The sequence below is a fragment of the Mesorhizobium sp. WSM3873 genome, from assembly GCF_001672445.1.
GTDB lineage: Bacteria > Pseudomonadota > Alphaproteobacteria > Rhizobiales > Rhizobiaceae > Mesorhizobium.
Window position 1 is genome coordinate 139,640 of record NZ_LYTM01000034.1, and the last position, 19,774, is coordinate 159,413.

At 62.1% G+C, this 19,774-nt stretch carries 12 protein-coding genes and 2 tRNA genes; 12 read left to right on the forward strand and 2 right to left on the reverse strand.

Translation table 11 applies throughout. The features are described 5' to 3' along the window. Positions 1-116: 116 nt before the first annotated feature. Positions 117-1,424, reverse strand: a complete 1,308-nt coding sequence (locus A9K71_RS20350) for a hypothetical protein (RefSeq protein ID WP_156752730.1) — start codon at positions 1,422-1,424, stop codon at positions 117-119. Between the two features lie 442 nt (positions 1,425-1,866). Between A9K71_RS20350 and A9K71_RS20355 the strand changes: the two genes are divergently transcribed. The 4 genes from A9K71_RS20355 to A9K71_RS20370 all read left to right on the forward strand — a co-directional run bounded on the left by A9K71_RS20355 (position 1,867) and on the right by A9K71_RS20370 (position 10,862). After that, entirely contained in the window at positions 1,867-4,971 is a 3,105-nt protein-coding gene (locus tag A9K71_RS20355; protein WP_066999918.1) for an efflux RND transporter permease subunit, read from the forward strand. After that, the gene (locus tag A9K71_RS20360) at positions 4,958-5,836 is read left to right on the forward strand and encodes a hypothetical protein (RefSeq protein ID WP_156752731.1); all 879 of its coding nucleotides are present in this window, start codon (positions 4,958-4,960) and stop codon (positions 5,834-5,836) included. The genes A9K71_RS20355 and A9K71_RS20360 overlap by 14 nt, the downstream gene beginning before the upstream one ends. A gap of 78 nt (positions 5,837-5,914) precedes the next feature. Then, the gene (locus A9K71_RS20365; RefSeq protein WP_066999925.1) at positions 5,915-9,061 is read left to right on the forward strand and encodes an efflux RND transporter permease subunit; all 3,147 of its coding nucleotides are present in this window, start codon (positions 5,915-5,917) and stop codon (positions 9,059-9,061) included. 895 nt (positions 9,062-9,956) lie between these two features. Beyond that, positions 9,957-10,862, forward strand: coding sequence for an FHA domain-containing protein (locus A9K71_RS20370; protein WP_066999928.1), 906 nt, complete (start codon positions 9,957-9,959; stop codon positions 10,860-10,862). An 80-nt stretch (positions 10,863-10,942) separates the two neighbouring features. On the opposite strand, the gene A9K71_RS20375 is transcribed toward A9K71_RS20370, so the two are convergent. Next, positions 10,943-11,017: transfer RNA gene (locus A9K71_RS20375), tRNA-Asn, on the reverse strand. 14 nt (positions 11,018-11,031) lie between these two features. Between A9K71_RS20375 and A9K71_RS31690 the strand changes: the two genes are divergently transcribed. The 8 genes from A9K71_RS31690 (at position 11,032) to A9K71_RS20410 (ending at position 19,771) form a co-directional block, all read left to right on the forward strand. Beyond that, a complete protein-coding gene (locus A9K71_RS31690; RefSeq protein WP_095780750.1) occupies positions 11,032-11,232 on the forward strand; it encodes a hypothetical protein in 201 nt (66 codons plus the stop codon). After that, entirely contained in the window at positions 11,233-11,493 is a 261-nt protein-coding gene (locus A9K71_RS20380) for a hypothetical protein (RefSeq protein WP_066999931.1), read from the forward strand. Between the two features lie 177 nt (positions 11,494-11,670). After that, positions 11,671-11,744: transfer RNA gene (locus A9K71_RS20385), tRNA-Cys, on the forward strand. 127 nt (positions 11,745-11,871) lie between these two features. Further along, positions 11,872-12,546 (forward strand): protein-L-isoaspartate O-methyltransferase, encoded by a 675-nt coding sequence (locus A9K71_RS20390; protein ID WP_066999934.1) that lies wholly within the window; start codon positions 11,872-11,874, stop codon positions 12,544-12,546. A 181-nt stretch (positions 12,547-12,727) separates the two neighbouring features. Beyond that, entirely contained in the window at positions 12,728-14,122 is a 1,395-nt protein-coding gene (locus A9K71_RS20395; RefSeq protein WP_066999937.1) for a TolC family outer membrane protein, read from the forward strand. 233 nt (positions 14,123-14,355) lie between these two features. Then, the gene (locus tag A9K71_RS20400; protein WP_066999940.1) at positions 14,356-15,162 is read left to right on the forward strand and encodes a PopZ family protein; all 807 of its coding nucleotides are present in this window, start codon (positions 14,356-14,358) and stop codon (positions 15,160-15,162) included. A gap of 218 nt (positions 15,163-15,380) precedes the next feature. Continuing rightward, positions 15,381-18,164: a valine--tRNA ligase gene (locus A9K71_RS20405; RefSeq protein WP_066999943.1), complete on the forward strand. Its 2,784-nt coding sequence runs from the start codon at positions 15,381-15,383 to the stop codon at positions 18,162-18,164. 362 nt (positions 18,165-18,526) lie between these two features. Continuing rightward, on the forward strand, positions 18,527-19,771 hold the full coding sequence (locus tag A9K71_RS20410) for an OmpP1/FadL family transporter (protein ID WP_066999945.1): 1,245 nt from the start codon (positions 18,527-18,529) through the stop codon (positions 19,769-19,771). The last annotated feature ends 3 nt before the right edge of the window (positions 19,772-19,774 follow it).

Below are 19,774 nucleotides of genomic sequence, written 5' to 3' on the forward strand. Positions count from 1 at the left end.
CTTCAATCAGCCTGAGAGAAGAAACAAGTCCGGCGCAGGCAGACGGGCTTGCGGACCTCACTCGAGTTCAGCAGAAGGCAGCCGTCAACAAGCGCCGGACATCCGGACGATCGAACCTACCTGCCTAACTTCACGTGTCCGCCGAATTGGAGCGTCGCGCGCACACTGAAGGTGTGCGTTCTCTCGTCCTCAGCATTCTCCGCGAATGTGTAGGCGGCGCCGAGGTTCCATTTCGCCGCGCCGGACGGCGCGTCTTCTTCTTCCCCAGACGCATAAATTACTTCGAAATCCGCCAATTGCTCGCGGGTGTCCGGACCGTCGGCGACAAAGTTCCGCTGATGCGTGTAGGTGGCTATGTAGGTCATAGGTTGCACTTCCAGCGCGACAGATCCGGTGAGAAGCAGAGCGTCGTCCGGACCGCCATCGAAATGCTTAAGGTAGGCCGATTCGCCGAGAAGCCTCAGTGTGTTCCCGTTGAGGTCGAAGCTTCCAGTGGCGGCAGCAAGGTAGGCCAATTCATTGCCGGTCCCCGGCAGCGGTTCCTCTTCTTCTTCCTCCTCCTCCTCCCCTGTGTCGACGGCCAGCCCGGGCTTCTGGTATCGGATGCCAAGGCGATAGCCGAATTCACCGTCCTTGTAACAATCGCCCTTTTCCGCCCCTTTGCAGCCATCAAGGGTAACTGAGAATGAGGATAAACCGGTGGTGTTGCCGGCACCGCCATCCGCCAGCGCGAGCCGTCCACGGTTGGTAAAGAGCGACTCGCTGAGGAACGTCCGGTCGGTCGTAAATACCGTCGCGGCCAGGGCATGGTTCAGCCCAAAGCCCTCGAAGCCAACAACAGCTTCGCCACCCAGACGTTCGTCAGCGTCGAAAACAGACGCCAGATCCGGGGCGTGTATCCCCGGCAGGGCTTCGCTGGCCAGGCTGAACACCGTGTCGAACTTTCCGGCCCTCACGGTCAGGGGATCGACCTTAGTGAGAGCGTAGAGCTCACCGACATAGGTGCCGATCCCTTGAAAGGCCGCATCCTCCCCGGGTTCCGGGTCGACCACGGGCTCGGTAACGATGGCACTCACGAACCGAAGATAATCCGTCGGCGCGTAGAAAAGATCGAGTTCGAACTTCGGAAACAACACATTGGACCTCAGGAAAGACGGATGTGCGCCAAATATCCAGTCGTTCTGCAACTCCGCGGTAGCCTCGTACCCCGCGCAGGGCGCGGCGCATTCTTCGGCCAGAGCCGGTATCGTTTCTTCGGCCAGAGCCCGTTCGTGCTCCTCCGCCAGTGCAGAAGCCGAAGAGTACAGCAGCCATATGCCACTAAGCGCTAAGATAAAAAGGCGAATGACCGTCGAGCCCCCATGAGATGCACCACGCGTCGATGATATCCGATGAGTCCACTGCGGCAACTGCGATTTCGTCATTTTGTCCCTTACAAACGCGGCTTGTCTCATACAAACGCAAACGTGTCGCATCTCTACAACACTTCTTCGCTATTCCGCGCCCGGTACGCTCCCCCAAGGACCGCCGGCGCAGCAAATTGGCGGTCCCGCTTCGCCTTCCTCGAATGAATATTCGGGCACTCCCCGACCGAGGCAAATTGCGCCAGAGCACGTCCAGCCTTTCGCTGGAAACAGACACACGCGCATGCAACCGACGCGAGCACTCACGGCGTGAGTGGCTATCCTAATAAATTTGTATGAACTATTTCTCTACTCCAAAAGTTAGAGACCCGCCGGATATACGGTAATAGCGCCTTGCAATATTGATTAATTATGCGGCGCCCTCCCGCATGATACGCTTTGGGACTGTCTCTGATCTGTCGCAGGCGCGCTTTCGCGCGCCGCGGAATCGCGGGGGGTTGCCGTGCTGCAAACGCTCGTCAAGCTGAGTCTCGAATTTCGGCATCTGGTCCTAGCAGCCGCGCTACTCTTGGTAGCGGCGGGTGCCGTTCTGCTTCCCAAAGCCAAAACCGATGCTCTTCCCGAGTTCGGGGCGCCGGTCGTGGAGGTGCAGACCGAGGCGCTCGGCTTGTCGACAGGCGAAGTGGAAAGCCTGGTGACCATCAATCTCGAAGAGATTCTGACCGCGACGCCCTTCCTCAAATCAATTCATTCCAAGTCGGTGCCGGGGATGGCTTCGGTGTTGCTCACCTTCGAGCCCGGCATGGATCCGATGAAAGCCCGACAAATGGTGCAGGAGCGTCTTACGATGGCTTGGGCCCTGCCCAATGTCTCGAAGCCGCCCACCATGCTGCAGCCGAAGTCGGCGGCAGGCCGTGCCATGATCGTCGGACTGTCGTCCAAGACCGTGTCGCTGATCGACATGTCGGTGCTGGCCCGATGGACGATGACGCCGAAGCTGCTCAGCGTGCCGGGCGTCGCCAACGTCGCGATCTGGGGCCAGCGCGCTCGCCAGCTTCAGGTGCAAATCCAACCTCAGCGCCTCGAATCGGCCGGCGTCTCGCTCGATGAGGCCGTAGAGAGCGCCGGGGATTCGCTCTGGGTCTCGCCGCTCAGTTATCTGGAAGCGTCAGTACTCGGAAGCGGAGGCTGGATCGACACGCCGAACCAGAGGCTCGGCATCCAGCATGTGCAACCGATCAGCAAGGCCAGCGACCTGACGAAGGTTGCTGTCCCGTCTTCCGCGCTCAGGCTAGGAGACGTGGCCGAGGTCGTCGAAGGCCATCCGCCGCTGATCGGCGATGCGATGATCAACGGACAGCCTGGCCTCATCCTCGTTGTCGAGAAGCTTCCCAACGTCGACACCAAAGCGGTCGTAGCGGGGGTCGAAGCTGCGCTCGCGGAGTTGAGCCAAGGCATGCCGGGCATCGACATCGACGCCTCCCTCTACCGCGCCTCCGACTATGTCGACAGCGCCTTGGCCAATCTGGTCCGGATGGTGATCGCCGCCATGGTGGTCGTGTCCGTAGCCCTCTTCCTGTCCTTGACGCCGGTCGGCGCGGCGAGCATCGCCGTCGTCGCGATCGTCCTGTCGTATGTCGCGGCACTTGTCGCTCTCTATTTCAGCAGCCCGATCTTCAACCTGATCCACCTGGCCGGCCTCGCGGCCGCGCTTTCCCTCGTGGTCGACACTGCGGTAGTGGCTGCCGAGGCCATCGGGCGGCGCCTCCGCGCCGGTGGCGGCCGTCCGCTCGCCGCGCCTCTATTCGATGCGATCGGCGAGATCGGCAAGCCAATGATCTATGCAGCGGTGATCGGTCTGCTGGCGGTTGCTCCGATTCTCGGACTCGACGGCGAAACCGCGGCATTCTTCCGGCCGCTGGCTCAGGCCTATGGCGTCACGGTGGCCGCTGCCATGGTCGTCGTGCTCTTGGCGGCGCCCGCCCTCGCGATGGTTTTTTTCCGTTCGGGCAGCGCAGCAGGAAACAGGTCCGAACCTGTGGTGGCGCGGCTGTTCGGTGCGGCCTATGGGCGGCTGCTGGGGAGGTTCTCGGCGACGACCGGTCCTGCCTATGCGATCGTGGGTCTCGGAGCGTTGGCGCTACTCGCGGCGACGCCCGCCCTGAAGTGGTCGCCGTCGCCGTCCTTTGACGAAGGCACCGTCCGCGTTTCGTTCAAGGCCGCGCCGGGTGCATCCTTGCCCGCCATGATCCGCACGATGGCGCGACTGGAATCCGAAGTCCGCGCAATCGATGGAGTCAGCTCTGTCGCTGGCCATCTCGGCAGGGCCATCACGGGCGACCAGGTCACCGGCATCGAATCCGGGCAGCTCTGGATTGGGCTCGACGAGCGGGGGAACCGAGCCGCCGCACTGTCGCAAATTCGCGACACGATGGAAGGCTTCGCGGACCTCGAGGTGAAGGTTGAAGGCTATCTGGCCAGTACGGCCGGGCGGATCTTCGCCGACGCCGGCGAACCAGTGGTGGTCCGCATCGAAGGGGCCGAGACGGCCGTGCTTGAAGAGCAGGCAAAGCTCGTCGCGGCGAGAATCGCCGCCGTTGACGGCATCAACTCCGTACGCATCGACAAGAACGCTTTCTCGCCCGAAATCGAGGTCAAGGTCGACGTTGCGGAGGCTGCCGCACGTGGACTGAAACCGGGAGACATCCGGCGCGCGGCAGCGACGGTCTTCGCCGGGCTCGAGGTTGGCAATCTGTTCGAGCAGCAAAAGGTCTTCGAAGTGGTCGTTTGGGGGGCTCCCAACGCACGAAGCAGCATCGCCGACGTCGAGAATCTTCTGATCGAAACGCCTGATCGCCCGCATACACGCCTTGGCGATATCGCCGAGGTGCGGATGGTGCCGCAGTTGAGCACCATCGAGCGTGACGGCGTCACGCGCAGCATGGACGTTCACGCCAGCGTCGCAGGCCGCAGCGTCACGGCAGTGGCGGAAGACGTGGCGGCAGAGCTCAAGAAGGTGCAGCTCCCCTTCGAATACCATGCCTACGTTCGGGGCGAGTATGCCGAGAGCCGTGCAGCCATGCTGCAGGTGACGCTCTTCGCAGCGTCGGCGGCAGTGCTGATCTTCTTCCTGCTGCAGGCGGCGCTGCAAAGCTGGCGACTGGCGACCGGCATGTTCCTTTCGCTGGTGGCAGTGTCGGGTGGCGTCGCGGCGATCCTCGTGGCGGTAACGGGCACCGTTTCGGTTGGGGCGCTTGCCGGACTTCTCGCCGTCCTCGGGCTTGCACTCCGCAACGGTCTGGTTCTGGCCAGCCGCGTCGATCAGACCCGGGAGGGTGACGAATCCTGGCCGGACCATGTCGCGGCGGCCGCGCGCGAGCGCTTCGCGCCCATGCTGACGAGCACGCTGGTCACCTGCCTCGCCTTCCTTCCCGCAGTGGTCATGGGCAGCGCCGCTGGTCTGGAGATTTTGCATCCAATGGGATGGGTCGTGATCGCAGGCGCAGTCATTTCAGTCCTGATCAATCTGTTCGTCCTACCGGCCATGATGCTCCATTCCGGCCCGGTTTCACGACGCCTTGGAGGAGTTGCACATGCTTCGCAATAGGCTTTTTCTTAAGTCATCCCTCGTCGCCGGTGTGGCTTTCGTCGTGGTAGCCACGGGACCCCTCGCGGCCGCGGAGTCGCCCGCAGGCGCGCCTGCCAAGCTGGTAGAGGTCGCAGGTTCCCCATTTCCACGCGTGGTTCTGACCGAACAGGCTGCCAAACGACTGAGCATCCAGACCGAAGCGCTGCGGGAGGAGACGGCCAAGCGGTGGATGATGATGAACGCCCAGGTCGAGATTGCGAGCTTTGAACCGTCGGTGAATGCAATTACGGAGACGGCTTCCATCGCGCCGGCCGGTGAAAGCGGCCAAGCACGGCAATCCCTGATCAAGGTGCCTGTGGACGCGGCGAGCCAGATGTTGATCGCGGTTGTCGACGACGAGGATGACGAGGACGAGACCGGCGACCACGACGAGTTTGCCGAGATTTTCGGCGTCGCCAACCCGGCGGACGAGGATAAGGACGGTCTAGTGGTCGTGCTGCTGACCGGCCAAGGCCGCTCCGGTAAATATTACACGGCGCGGCCGGTGGCGGTGAAGGACCGGGACGACGGGCGGTTCTTTGAATTCCTCGAGGCAAGCAGCGGCGTCAAGCCAGGCGATCATGCGTTCGTGGCGATGAAGGCGCCGGAGAGCGGCAGCATGGCGAAGATCGTGCCCTACTCGTCGGTTGTCTATGACGAGCACGGGGACAGCTGGCTCTACTCCAATCCGGAGCCGCTCGTCTTCGTCCGCCAAAAAGTGGCTGTCGAGCGCGTCCTTGGCGACATAGCAGTGCTGTCGGACGGACCAGCGCGCGGTACGCCGGTCGTGTCGGTCGGCGCGGTCGAGCTGATGGGGGTTGAATTGAAGTTTGGCGGCCACTGAGCGGGCGTGAAAGACATTCCGTCGCTTGCGAACGCCTGAGTTAGCCGGCGTCCAATCATCCGAACAAAGGACAGGGCCATGTTCCGCTGGATCATCGGCACGAATCTGAAATACCGGTATCTGGTACTGGCCGCGGCAGCGCTGATGGTGCTGCTGGGTCTGGACGTGTTCCGCAAGATGCCCGTGGACGTCTTCCCCGAATTCTCCCCGCCGCTGGTGGAGATTCAGACCGAGGGTATCGGCATGTCGACCGCCGAGGTCGAGGAGCTGATCACCATTCCCCTCGAGGATGCACTGCGCGGCACACCGGAACTCGACGTCATCCGCTCGAAGAGCGTGATGTCGCTGTCCTCCATTGTCATGATCTTCAAGCGGGGAACCGACATCATGCACGCCCGGCAGCTCGTCCAGGAGCGCGTGCAGCTTGCGTCGGCCAGACTGCCGTTCGGCTCGAGCCCGCCCGTCATGCTGCAGCCCTTGTCGTCGACCAGCAGGACCATGAAGATCGGCCTTTCGTCGAAGGAGCTCACTCAGCTCGACCTGTCGATGACCGCCTATTGGAAGATCCGCTTCCGCCTGCTGCGCGTGCCCGGCGTCGCCAACGTGGCGATGTGGGGCGAAAAGCTCAAACAGCTGCAGATCCAGGTCGATCCCGCACGCATGCTGAAACACGGCGTGACGCTGAACGAGGTCATGGAGGCTTCGGCCGATGCGCTGGACTTCGGCCTGCTGCCGATGTCGAGCTCAGCCAAGAGCCAGACCGTAGGCTTCATCGACACTGACAACCAGCGGTTGTATGTCGGCGCCGACATAGCGTCCAGCGTGAAGCTGGAGGACGTCAAGAGAATTCCGGTCGAGTCAAAGGCCGGCGAGCGACTGGTACTGGCGGACTTTGCCGACGTCACCTGGGGGGAACCGCTGCCGATCGGCGACGCTGTGATCAATGACGGTCCCGGCATGATGCTGATCGTCGAGAAGTTCCCGTGGGCGAATACGCTGGAGGTCACGCGCGGCGTCGAGGCCGCCTTCGCCGAAATGAGGGACGGCCTCAAGGGCATCGACGTCGACCTGCAGATCTTCCGCCCGGCGACGTTCATCGAGCTCTCGATCCATAATCTGACAATGGCCTTGCTGGTGGGATCGGTCCTGGTCGTCTGCGTTCTCGGCGCCTTCCTGTTCGAGTGGCGGGTGGCGCTCATCAGCCTGCTGGCGATTCCGCTCTCCCTGGTCGCGGCGGGACTTGTTCTCTACTGGCTCGGAACGACCATCAACACGATGGTGCTGGCCGGCTTCGTCGTGGCGGTGGGATCGGTGGTGGACGACGCTATCATCGACGTTGAAAACATCACGCGGCGATTGCGCGAGAATCGCCGCAGCGGCGCTGGCAAATCGGTGGCATCAGTTATCCTGGAAGCATCGCTCGAGATCCGCAGCCCGATCGTCGCCGCGACCCTCATCATCGTCATCTCGGTCGTCCCTGTGTTCTTCATGGGTGGTCTGTCGGGCACTTTCTTCGTACCGCTGGCGACGTCCTATTCCATCGCGCTCCTCGCTTCGATGGCCGTGGCGCTGACGGTGACGCCGGCACTCTGCCTTATCCTGCTTCAAGGAGCGCCGATCGAGCGCGTCTCGCCGCTTGTCGGGCGGTTGCAGCGAGGCTATGCCGCCATGCTGTCGCGGATCATCGCGGCTCCTCGCACGATCTTTGGGATCACCGCGTTCGTCGTGGTCGCGGGATTGGCCGTTTGGCCGCTGCTCGGAACCTCGCTCCTGCCCTCCTTCAAGGAACGTGACTTCCTCATGCACTGGCTGACGCCGCCCGGGACATCGCATGCAGAGATGTACCGGATGACGGTGGCTGCCAGCAAAGAACTGAGATCCATTCCCGGGGTGCGCAACTTCGGCGCTCACATCGGCCGGGCGCTGGTGGCCGACGAGGTGGTGGGCATCGACTTCACGGAGAACTGGATCAGCGTCGATCCGAAGGTCGATTATGACGAGACCCTGAAAGCGGTTCAGGACACGGTCGGCGGCTATCCCGGTATCTATCGCGACGTCCAGACCTACCTTCGCGAGCGCGTGAAGGAAGTGCTCACCGGGTCGGGCGAGTCGATAGTGGTTCGGATTTTCGGGCCTGACGCGGCGATGTTGCGGGAGCAGGCGGTGAGGGTCCGCGACGCCCTGACCGGCATCGAGGGCCTGATTGACCTACACGAGGAGCCGCAGAAGACGGTACCGCAAATTCAGGTCACCGTGGATATCGCCAAGGCGGCTTCCAGGGGTCTCAAGCCCGGCGATGTTCGTCGCGCTGCTGCCGTGATCTTCGCCGGTCACGAGGTGAGCGACGTTCATCGCATCGGAAAGGTGTATGACGTCATGGTATGGTCGACGCCCAAATCGCGGCGCGGCCTTGACGACGTACAGAACGTTCTCCTGGATACCCCCGACGGCGGTCAGGTCCGGCTCGGCGACGTTGCCGAAGTCAAGATTGCCCCGGTGGCCAGCACCATAAAACGTGAGAACGCCTCGCGCCGCCATGACGTGCATGCCAACGTGCGCGACCGCGACCTGGGCTCGGTCGTCCATGAGGTTGAGGAGCGCCTGGCCAAGTTCGAGTTTCCGCTCGGCTATCATGCCCAGCTGCTGGGCGAGGCGGCGGAACGCAGGGCTGCGCAAAGCAGGCTCGTCTATGCCTCTGTTGTCGCCGCGGTCGTGATCTTCATGCTGCTGCAGGCCTCCTTGAGAAGCTGGAGGCTCGCTGCCCTGGTTTTCCTGTCACTGCCGGCCGCTATGGTCGGCGGGGTCATCGCCGCGTATCTGGGCGACGGCATCATCTCGCTAGGCGGCCTCGTGGGGTTCCTGACGGTGTTGGGCATCGCGGCCCGCAACGGGGTGCTTCTGATCCACCATTTCCTGTATCTGGAGCGCGAGGAGGGCGAGCCCTTCGGACCGGAACTTGTCCTGCGCGGCGCGCGTGAACGCCTTTCGCCCATTCTCATGACGACGCTGGCGACCGGTCTTGCGCTCGTCCCCCTGGTTGTCACCGGCAACATTCCCGGGCAGGAAATCGAACATCCGATGGCTATCATCATTCTGGGCGGGCTGATCACGTCAACGCTTCTGAACCTCTTCGTCGTGCCTGCCATCTATCTCAGACTCGGTTCGCTGCAGGCGCGATCGCCGGCGCGGACCACAGGTCTCGGCCTGGAACCATCTCCCCTTTGATGCAAAGCCCGAGATTTAGACCAGAACGTTCGTGACTCTACCGCATCCAATCCACCGGCTATACCGTTGGCGATCATCTCGATCGCGCAGCGAAAGAGCATGACAACTTACAAAACTCGGAGGACTTGGAGCAGCAAGGAAAGCGTCCGTGTTCACAAAGCAGGCGGACAGAGCCGGGGCTAGCCGGCGGGGGCTAGGAAACGAAATACGGCACCGGCTGACGACAAATATACGCTCCTGCCGCTATGATGGGGCACGCATCCATAGGTGAAGCAGCGTCGCTAATTCCCGCGCGGTCTGGGTTTTGGTCCTGGTAGGCTTTCGCACGGATTTGCGGCCAATCTGGCGATTCGCGGATCTCTTAGCCAGACAGTCTTCTTTCTTCTTTCTAGAATCTCGTTGCGGCCCACATCGACGGCCGATTGGCCTTTCGCGGCAAGGGCATAGTCGGCTCGGTTCGTGCGATAGTCTTCCTTTTGGATGGACATCTTTTTCCTCCCGGTCCGCGGCTCCCTCCACTAGCCTGGACGCAGAACACTAGCTGCCGATGCATGGCAGGAGTCTACAAATTGAGGATTGTATTAAAATGATACACTCCACCCGCTCGTCTCACGCGCACGCCACCCAGCATTGCCCTGAACCGGCCTGTATGCCGCGCCTATTATCCTCGTCCTCGCTTTCGGGATGCTGTTCCGGACCGCATCGTCCGCTTGCTTTTCAACGTGCGCTTGGCAGCCTTGGTCATAGCCGTGGAAAGTTTCTTGCGCATTTGCCGGGGCGGCAACAAGGCCGGGTTGTCGCCGTGCAAGATGGTCACACCACAGCACCGGCTCCCAGGCGGGCAAGCAGGGTGAGTTATGCTATATACGTCGCGTTCTTGGTCGGATACGAGCCGATGGATCAGGAAAGACTTCTGGCCGCAGTCCTCCTAGCTGATGTCGTGGGCAGCACGCCGCTCTATGAGCGCATCGGCGACGATGCCGCTCTGCAGCAGATCTCGGATTGCCTCGACGCGATACGCGAGATCGTCGCCCGGCACGGCGGTGACTTCATTTACTCGAAGGGCGATGACGTGCTCAGCCTGTTCGACAGTTCGGAGGCGGCGCTGAGGGCCGTCTTCCAAATCAGCAGCGAACTGACGAAAGGGCCGTTGCACGCCCGGATCGGATTGCATTTCGGGGCGGTCATTCGCGCGCGGGGCGCGGTATTCGGAGACGTTATCAATGTCACCGCAAGGTTGTCCACCACGGCCAACCCCGGGGAGGTGCTGATCAGCCAGAGCTTCTTCGAAGCCCTTTGTGCGGATAGCCGCAGTGCCTTGCGGCTCCTCGACAAAATGGCTTTCAAGGGAAAGCAAGAACTCTTCGATGTCTATACCCTGGGGAGCGAGGATCGGGCCCTCAGTACGCAGATCGTCAGCCGGGGCACCGTTATCGAGAGACGCTCCGCCCCGCCGCGGCAGATCAATCTGGTCATCCGCTATGGAGATCAGTTGCGATCCTGCCGAAACAACGAATTGGTGACGATCGGCCGATCCCCGGAATGCAACATCGTCATCCAGCGGCCCTGGGTCTCAAGGCACCACGCGACCTTCACCATTTCGAATGGCAAGGCGGTGCTTATCGAGCGAAGCTCGTCGGGCACATTTGTGTCGATGGGACCCGACCATGAAGTATTCGTGCGCCGCGAAGATATTCTTCTCTTCGGCTCCGGCGTCATCTCGCCTGGACGCAGATCGTCCCTCGACGACGCCGAAATCCTTTACTACGAAATTACCTCAGACTGGCCCGGCCCGGCTTGACCGTTGCCGCATGCTGCCGGATCCAGCGCCGCGCGCTTGCAGAATCGGAAGTTCATTCAATCAAATGAAACAATGGCAATTGGCTCCCCGGGCCGGATTCGAACCAGCGACCAACCGGTTAACAGCCGGTTGCTCTACCACTGAGCTACCGGGGAACGGAGGCTCTGACGTGAGTGGCGCAGCCTATAGCAAACACCTTTCGGCTTTGCAAAGCAGCAATTCGCAATTTTTCTGCAGTTTTTCGTGCGGCGATTTGTGGCATCGCTTCGGCGTGCCCACATATGAGCGGCTTGACACCGGCATGGAACAATGCGGCTGGTCGTCCTTTGGTATTTATGACATCGGCCGCGCAGATGGGATCTGGCTTTGAATGACGGCAACTGACGACGATAACCCGCCGGCGCGCAAGATCACGGTCTTCGGCCGCGACTTCTCCATGCCGCGCTCGCGGGGATTGCGGATCGCGATCGGCGTGCTGCTCACAATCGGCGGGATTCTGGGCTTTCTGCCGATTCTCGGTTTCTGGATGGTTCCGATCGGCCTGCTGGTCCTGTCCTACGAATTCGCACTGGTGCGTCGTCACAGGCGCCGCTTCGTGGTCTGGTGGGAACGCCGCCGCCGGCCGGATTGAGAGCTTTGCAGGGAGAGAGTCCGGCAGGTGCCGGCGACACCATCGGGATCGGCCGCAAGCAATCGGCAACCACTGCCTTCGATGAGGAATGGGAAAGCATCGGGAATGACTTGCCGGTGCTTGACGACCTTTCACCGCCAACATATTGAGTTGCCCCGGAACGCCGGGAGCATGGAAGGCCTCGTGGCGGAGTGGTTACGCAGAGGACTGCAAATCCTTGCACCCCGGTTCGATTCCGGGCGAGGCCTCCAATGCCCGGGCTCCGGCGCTGTCGCGCCGGGGCGCTAGGTTCCGGTCGAATTGGCCCGCGTCATTTGCCTGGAAAATCGGATCGGGCGCGGGGCACGAATTGGGCGCGGGAAGCGGGTTGGTTGGGACATGAACGCTGATTTCTCCGAACGCCGCGTGAAGATGGTCGATGGCCAGATCCGCACCACCGATGTGACCAGCGCGCCGCTGATCGAAGCGATGCTTTCCGTGCCGCGCGAGGCTTTTGTCGGCGCCGGGCAGCGGGACCTGGCCTATATCGACGAGGACATCCGCGTCACCGATGGCGTCAGTGGCGGCGGTGCCCGCTATCTGATGGAACCGTCACCGCTCGCCAAGCTTTTGCAACTGGCCGAAATCAGCGACACCGATTCGGTGCTCGATGTCGGCTGCGGCACCGGCTATTCGGCCGCGCTGCTTTCCCGAATCGCAAAATCGGTGGTCGCGCTCGAAAGCGACCCGGCGCTTGCCGAAGCGGCGAAGTCGACCCTTTCGGCACTGGATTGCCAGAACACCACCGTAGTGATCGGGCCGCTACCGCAGGGTCATGCCGCCGCGGCACCCTATGACGTCATCTTCATCGGCGGCAGCGTCGAGGAGGTGCCCGCGGCATTGCTCGGCCAGCTCGCCGAGGACGGACGGCTGGTTGTGGTCGAGGGGCAGGGCAACTCTGGCGTTGCGCGTCTTTTTGTCAAGGCCGGGGGGGTTGTAACCGGCAGACGCGCATTTAATGCGGCAATTAAGCCACTACCGGGGTTCGAACGTGCTCATGCGTTCGAATTTTGAGCGGTTTTGCCTTGCAGCGAAGGCGCTGTCATGATCGCTTGCGCTTGAACAATCGTTGCTGATTTGCTTCACGTGCATTTTCGGGGGCTGTCAGCGGGGGACGATAAACACGCGGCGCTAGCTGATCCGGATGGAAAAGGTGCGCGGCGTGGTTCCCATGCAAACGAATGAGGGATAATACGTGCCGCCCCTACACAAGACTTTTCTATCAGCCATACTTGTTTCGGCGACCGCGCTTTCGCCGCTGGCAGCATCCGCCGAAACTATCACCGGCGCGCTCGCCAAAGCCTATCAATACAATTCCCAGCTGAATTCCGCCCGCGCGGGCACCCGTGTCACCGACGAGGGCGTGGCCATCGCCAAGTCCGGCTACCGCCCGACGATCAGGGGATCGGCAAGCATCGACTACACCAGCAGCCGCAACAACAACCTGGGTCAAACCTTAAATATCACTACGGGCAATTTCGGGGTTGAGATCGACCAGACGCTGTTCGACGGCTTTCAAACCAAGAACAATGTCGCCGCCGCCGAAGCGCAGGTCAGGGCCTCGCAAGAAAGTCTCCGCAACACCGAAGAGAACATCCTGTTCAACGCGGCAAGCGCCTACATGGATGTGATTCGTGATCGCCAGATCGCGGTCCTGACCGCACAGAACCTGCAATTCCTGACCGAGCAGGCGCGCGCCGCGCGGTCGCGCTTCGAGGTCGGAGAGGGCACCCGCACCGACGTCGCACAGGCCGATGCCTCGCGGGCGACCGCGGTGGCGCAACTCGCCAGCGCTCGCGCGACGGCGCTGGCGAGCGCTGCGACCTACCACCAGATCATCGGCGACGAGCCGGGCAAGCTCAAGGCGGCCGCGCCGGTTGGAAAGCTGCTGCCGGGAAGCCTCGATTCGGCCTTCACCATTGCCGCCGCGGAGCATCCGGCCATCCTTGCCACCGAGCATCTCGTCGACGCCGCGGCCTTTTCGGTTAAGTCGGCCGAAGGGGCGCTTTTGCCGCAGCTTTCCGCCAGCGCCGGGATTTCGAGCCAGTATCGCAACACCTCGCCCGGCGTTTTTGCATCGGCGGGTTCCGAAGGAACGACCAATTCGGCCAATATCGGTGCAACGCTTACCGTGCCGATCTATTCGGGCGGGCGCACCTCTGCGCTGGTTCGCCAATCGAAGGAATCGCTCAGCCAGGCCCGCATCGAGGTCGACGTCAGTCGCGACCAGGTGCGCCAGGCCGTGGCTTCGGCGTGGACGCAATACACCGCCGCGCGCGAAAGCGTGGATGCCAACAGGCAGGTGATCGCCGCCGCGCAACTGGCGCTCAACGGCGTCATCGAGGAACGCAATGTCGGCCAGCGCACGACGCTCGACGTGCTCAACGCGCAGAACGCCGTCATCACCGCCAAGATCAACCAGGCGAGCTCCGAGCGCGATGTCGTCGTGGCGAGCTACGCCATCCTGTCGGCGATCGGCCGCCTGTCCGCCGGCCAACTCGGCCTGGCGGTCACGAAATACAACCCGGAAGAGCACTACAACGCCGTCAAGGACAAGTGGATCGGGCTGCGCACGCCGGACGGCCGCTGAACCTTTGGCATTTCCAAAAGCGCCGCGTGTCCAATGGATGCGCGGCGCTTTTGCATTGGAACCAGACGGTCGGCTGCCGGCGGCGTAGCGAGCTAATCTGTTGAAATCCAACGTCTCCCCAGATTGGGGATTCTCGGATGACGATCGGTCGGTTACGCTGTCCGCATTGATTCGAATTCCGGTCTTGCCGGAATGGAAATCTTGAACAAGTCACAAAGGCGGCGGATGTGACGATGGCGACAGCGAGCAGCGCGCAGCGCGAACCTTCCATGGAAGAGATACTTGCTTCCATCCGAAGGATCATCGAGGACAGCGATACCGGCCGCAAGCAACCGGCGGCGGACAACGGTGACGTTCGCCAGGACCTCCGGCCGACGCCGGCGGCGCAGACGGCCGACCTTAACCCCTTCCGTTCCGAGCTCAACGCCGGATCCGCTCCCAGCAAGCCGGTGAGTTTGGCGGAGATACAGTCCCAGCTTGCGGCGTCCGATCCGACGATCGCCGAGACCGGCCCTGAACCGGTGAAGACCGCGCCCGCTCCCACCACCCTGGCGGAAGTCGGGGCCAGGGTAGCCGCCGAGCCGGACACCCCGGCGGTCGCGAGGGCAGCGGAGAGCGTGCCGCAAAGTGCCGATACCATCGTCGCCGATTGGCGGCGCGAGATCGCCGCCGTTGGCGGAAGTTCCGTCAAGGCGAAGGTAGCAACTCCGGAAGTGGCGCCCGAAGTCGAGATCGACGAGGAGGATCTTGCGGCGCCAACGGCCGAAACCGCGGCGCCTGGCAACGTTTCGGCGCCATCCTCGTCCGACCTGCCGCCAGCCCGGCCGGCAATCCTGTCCGAGCATGCGGGCCGTCAGGTCGCGGCGGCCTTCGGCGAGCTTTCCGATGCCTTCGCCAGCCGCAGCAAGAAGAGCTTCGACGAGATGGCCGAGGAGATGCTGCGACCGATGCTGCAGGACTGGCTCGACAACAACCTGCCGACACTGGTCGAACGGCTGGTGCGCGAGGAAATCGAGCGCGTGGCGCGCGGCGCGCAGTGATTTCGTCTGGGCTTTCAGCGTAAAAGCGCCGCCGTCGGGCCATGCTTTTTATCTACGCGAAAATGCGGCCGCGCGATTTGTCTTGCGATGCGTCGTGGGCTTGCCGCTGATCGCCGCAAGCCTATCTGGGCAAGGCGGCTCATCCTTCTCGCGGTTGACTCGGCCAAGAGCTTCCGATTTACACCGGACGCTTGTTCCCGACAGTTCGGACTTCCTCCATGCTTGATAAAACCTACGACGCCAAAACCGTCGAGCCGAAGATCGCCAAAATCTGGGAAGAGGCCGATGCGTTCCGCGCCGGCGCCGGCGCGGAGGAAGGGGCGGAAGCCTTCACCATCGTCATCCCGCCGCCGAACGTTACGGGCTCGCTGCATATGGGGCACGCGCTCAACAACACGCTGCAGGATATCCTGGTGCGGTTCGAGCGCATGCGTGGCAAAAATGTGCTGTGGCAGCCGGGCATGGATCATGCCGGCATCGCCACGCAAATGGTGGTCGAGCGGCAGTTGATGGAGAGGCAGATCCATCGCCGCGACCTGTCGCGCGAGGAGTTCATCGAAAAGGTCTGGGAGTGGAAAGCCGAATCCGGCGGCGCGATCTTCAATCAGCTGAGGCGGCTCGGTGCCTCGGCTGACTGGAGCCGAGAGCGCTTCACCATGGACGAGGGTCTGTCCAAGGCGGTGCTGGAGGTGTTCGTCACCCTCTACAAGCAGGGACTGATCTACAAGGACAAGCGGCTTGTGAACTGGGATCCGAAGCTGTTGACGGCTATTTCCGACCTCGAGGTCGAGCAGCATGAGGTCAACGGCAATCTCTGGCATTTCCGCTACCCGGTCGAAGGCCTGGCGTTTGATCCCGAGAATCCGCAGACGTTCATCACCGTCGCCACGACACGCCCGGAAACCATGCTGGGCGACACGGCGGTGGCGGTGCACCCCGACGACGAGCGGTTTCGCGACCTGGTCGGCAGGAACGTCATCCTGCCGATCGTCGGCCGCAGGATACCCGTTGTGGCGGATGAGTATTCGGATCCGGAAAAGGGTTCCGGCGCGGTCAAGATCACCCCGGCGCATGACTTCAACGACTTTGAGGTCGGCAAGCGCCACAAGCTGCCGGCGATCAACATCCTGACCGTCGAGGCCTACATCAAGCTCAAGGATAACGAGGAGTTCCTTGCCGGTCTTGAAGTGACGCCGCAGCGCCAGTCCGTCTGGGATGAACTCGACGGGCTGGATCGCTTCGTGGCGCGCAAGAAGATCGTCGAGCTGATGGAAGCGGGCGGCTTCCTGGAAAAGGTCGAGCCGCATCGCCACACCGTGCCGCATGGCGATCGCGGCGGCGTGCCGATCGAGCCGTTCCTCACCGACCAGTGGTACGTCAACGCAGCGGAGCTCGCCAAGCCGGCCATTGCCTCTGTGCGCGAGGGCCGCACGAACTTCGTGCCGAAGAACTGGGAGAAGACCTATTACGACTGGATGGAGAACATCCAGCCCTGGTGCATCTCGCGGCAGCTGTGGTGGGGGCACCAGATTCCGGCCTGGTACGGGCCGGACGGACGCGTCTTCGTCGAGAAGACCGAAGAGGAGGCGCTGGCCGCGGCGGTCGAATATTATTTGGCGCTGGAAGGCCCGTGGAAGGCCTGGGTCGAGGACAAGCTTGAAAATTTCAAGCCGGGCGAGATCCTGACGCGCGACGAGGACGTTCTCGACACCTGGTTCTCCTCGGCGCTGTGGCCGTTCTCGACGCTCGGCTGGCCTGACCAGACGCCGGAGCTGAAGACCTACTACCAGACCGACGTGCTGGTGACCGGCTTCGACATCATCTTCTTCTGGGTGGCCCGGATGATGATGATGGGCCTGCATTTCATGAACGAGGAGCCGTTCCACACGGTCTATGTTCATGCGCTGGTGCGCGACAAGAACGGGCAGAAGATGTCGAAGTCGAAAGGCAACGTCATCGACCCGCTCGAACTGATCGACGAGTATGGCGCCGACGCGCTGCGCTTCACCTTGACCGTGATGGCAGCGCAGGGGCGCGACGTGAAGCTCGACCCGGCACGTATCGCCGGATACCGCAATTTCGGGACCAAGCTCTGGAACGCCACGCGCTTCGCCGAAATGAACGAGGTCGCCAGGAACGACGATTTCTGGCTGCACGACGCCAAGCTCGCGGTCAACCGCTGGATCCTGACCGAGCTGACGCGGGCGGCGCGGGCGATCACGGAGGGCATCACCACCTACCGCTTCAACGAGGCGGCGGGCGCCGCCTATCGCTTCGTCTGGAACTTGTTCTGCGACTGGTATCTGGAACTGCTCAAGCCGGTGTTCATGGGCACGGACGAGGCGGCCAAGGCGGAGAGCCGGGCCTGTGTCGCCTTCGTGCTGGACGAGATCTACAAGCTGCTGCACCCGATGATGCCGTTCATGACCGAGGAGCTGTGGGCGCAGACCGCGGGCGAGGGGAAGGTACGCACCTCCCTGCTTTGCCACGCCGCCTGGCCCGCACCCGATTTCGAGGATGACGAGGCTGCCGCCGACATCAACTGGCTGGTCGAGCTCGTCTCCGGCATTCGCTCGGTGCGCTCGGAAATGAACGTGCCGCCGGCGGCGATCGCGCCGCTGATGGTGATCGGCGCCAATGCCCTTACACAGGAAAGGCTGGAGCGCCACACCCAGGCCATCAAGCGGCTGGCGCGCGTCGGCGACATCGCGCTGGTCGATGCGCCGCCGAAAGGCTCGGCCCAGATCGTTCTCAACGAGGCAACCGTCTGTCTGCCGCTCGGCAGCCTGATCGACCTTCAGGCCGAAGCGACGCGGCTGCAGAAGGAACTGGCCAAGGTGACCGAGGAGATCGCCCGCCTGCACAAGAAGCTTTCCAACGAGAAGTTCGTCGCCAACGCGCCGCAGGAGGTGGTCGAGGCAGAGCGCGAAAAGCTCGCCGAATATCGCGAGGCGCAGGAGAAGCTTTCAGTCGCTTTGACCAGGGTCCGAGACGCCGGGTGAACGGCAAGATTCGGCTCCGCTGGAGGGCGCTTTACGAAGCGTCACTACACTCGGATACGGGCCTGCCGTTGGGTTAATTTTGACGTAAACGGAAAGTTTTGGCCCCATTGTTGCCGTAATGTAACAATGGGCACCATTCCGTTCAAAATGGCCCGTTTTTGAGCTGTTTCGGACCGTTTTTGCAATTTTTTCTCTCGCTCCGATGCCGAGCGAGCCGCTTTTAGGGCTCAATTGGTGGTCGATGACCATGGCGAAAATGCGGGCTGTCAAGGTGTACATGTACAGCTCACGAATTCGTTGTTGCGCCGTTAACCTGAATTGGTTCTAGCTTGCCCCACTTAGTGTTTCGGGGAGGGATTTCCATGGACGTTTTGCGGCTCAAAGCACTGCTGGGGGCAGGGTGCTTTTCGTTGGCTTTGATCGGATCGGCGATGCACCCGGCGCATGCCGGCGGGCTCGAGCGCGGCGGCTACGACATCGACCTGCTGTTCGACCCGGCGCCGTTCGCGACGGAAGCGGAAGCTACCTATGTGATGCCGGATCGCAAGTACAAGAATGCGACTGGTCTGAATGGGACATTCAATTTTCTCAGTTCCACGGCGGATGGCGCCGAGGGTTATTGGGTGCCGCGCATCGGGGGCAAGGTTCAGGTTGTGCCGGGCGTCGACTGTATGATCGACTATTCACAGCCGTGGGGCGCTCACACCGCCCCTGGCGCGTCGTGGAATGGCGCTTTTTCCAACGTTGAAACGGATATCAAGAGCAATAACTACGCCGGTACCTGTTCATACAAGTTCGATGTCGGTAAGGGCCAGCTCCGTTTTATCGGCGGCGCGTTCTACCAGGATATTTCAGGCTTCAAGGAAAGCTTAGTGGGTTTCAATCCATTTGGGCCGTCACCGATTGGCCGCGTCGACCTGGAGGCCAGCGGCTGGGGCTGGCGCGCTGGCGTTGCCTACGAAATCCCTGAGATCGCACTCCGCGCCAGCTTGGTCTATAATTCGCAGGTCAAGCTCGACAACATCTCCGGCACACTGACGTCACCGACATTACCCACGGGCTCTGCGCCGATCTACGGCAGCACCCAGTACATGCCGGACTCCGTGGAGTTGAAATTGCAGTCCGGCATCGCGCCAGGCTGGCTTGCTTTCGGTTCGATCAAATGGGTGAACTGGAGCGTGCTGCAGAGCGTTCCCATTTGTATTGTCGGGACTCCCACCGCCGCATGTTTTACGGGCAATGATGCTTCCGGCTCTCTTCAGGCCACCTCGCTGGACCTGATGTATCGCGACGGTTGGACGGTGTCGGGCGGCATAGGCCATAAGTTCAACGATCAGTGGAGCGCCGCCGGTCAGCTCACCTGGGATCGCGGCACTTCGCACGGCTATGGCGCGCAGACCGATACTTGGACACTTGGGGGCGGCGTCGCCTACACGCCGCGGCCGAACATCGAGGTTCGATTGGCTGGTGCATTCGGTGTGCTGACCAGCGGGCATTCCGGCATCGTGACCGGAGACAACGGTTATCAGGCCGGCACCGACGCCAGCTACGACTTCGGCAACGATCTGGTCACGGCGATCTCGGGTGGCATAAAGATCAAGTTCTAAGCC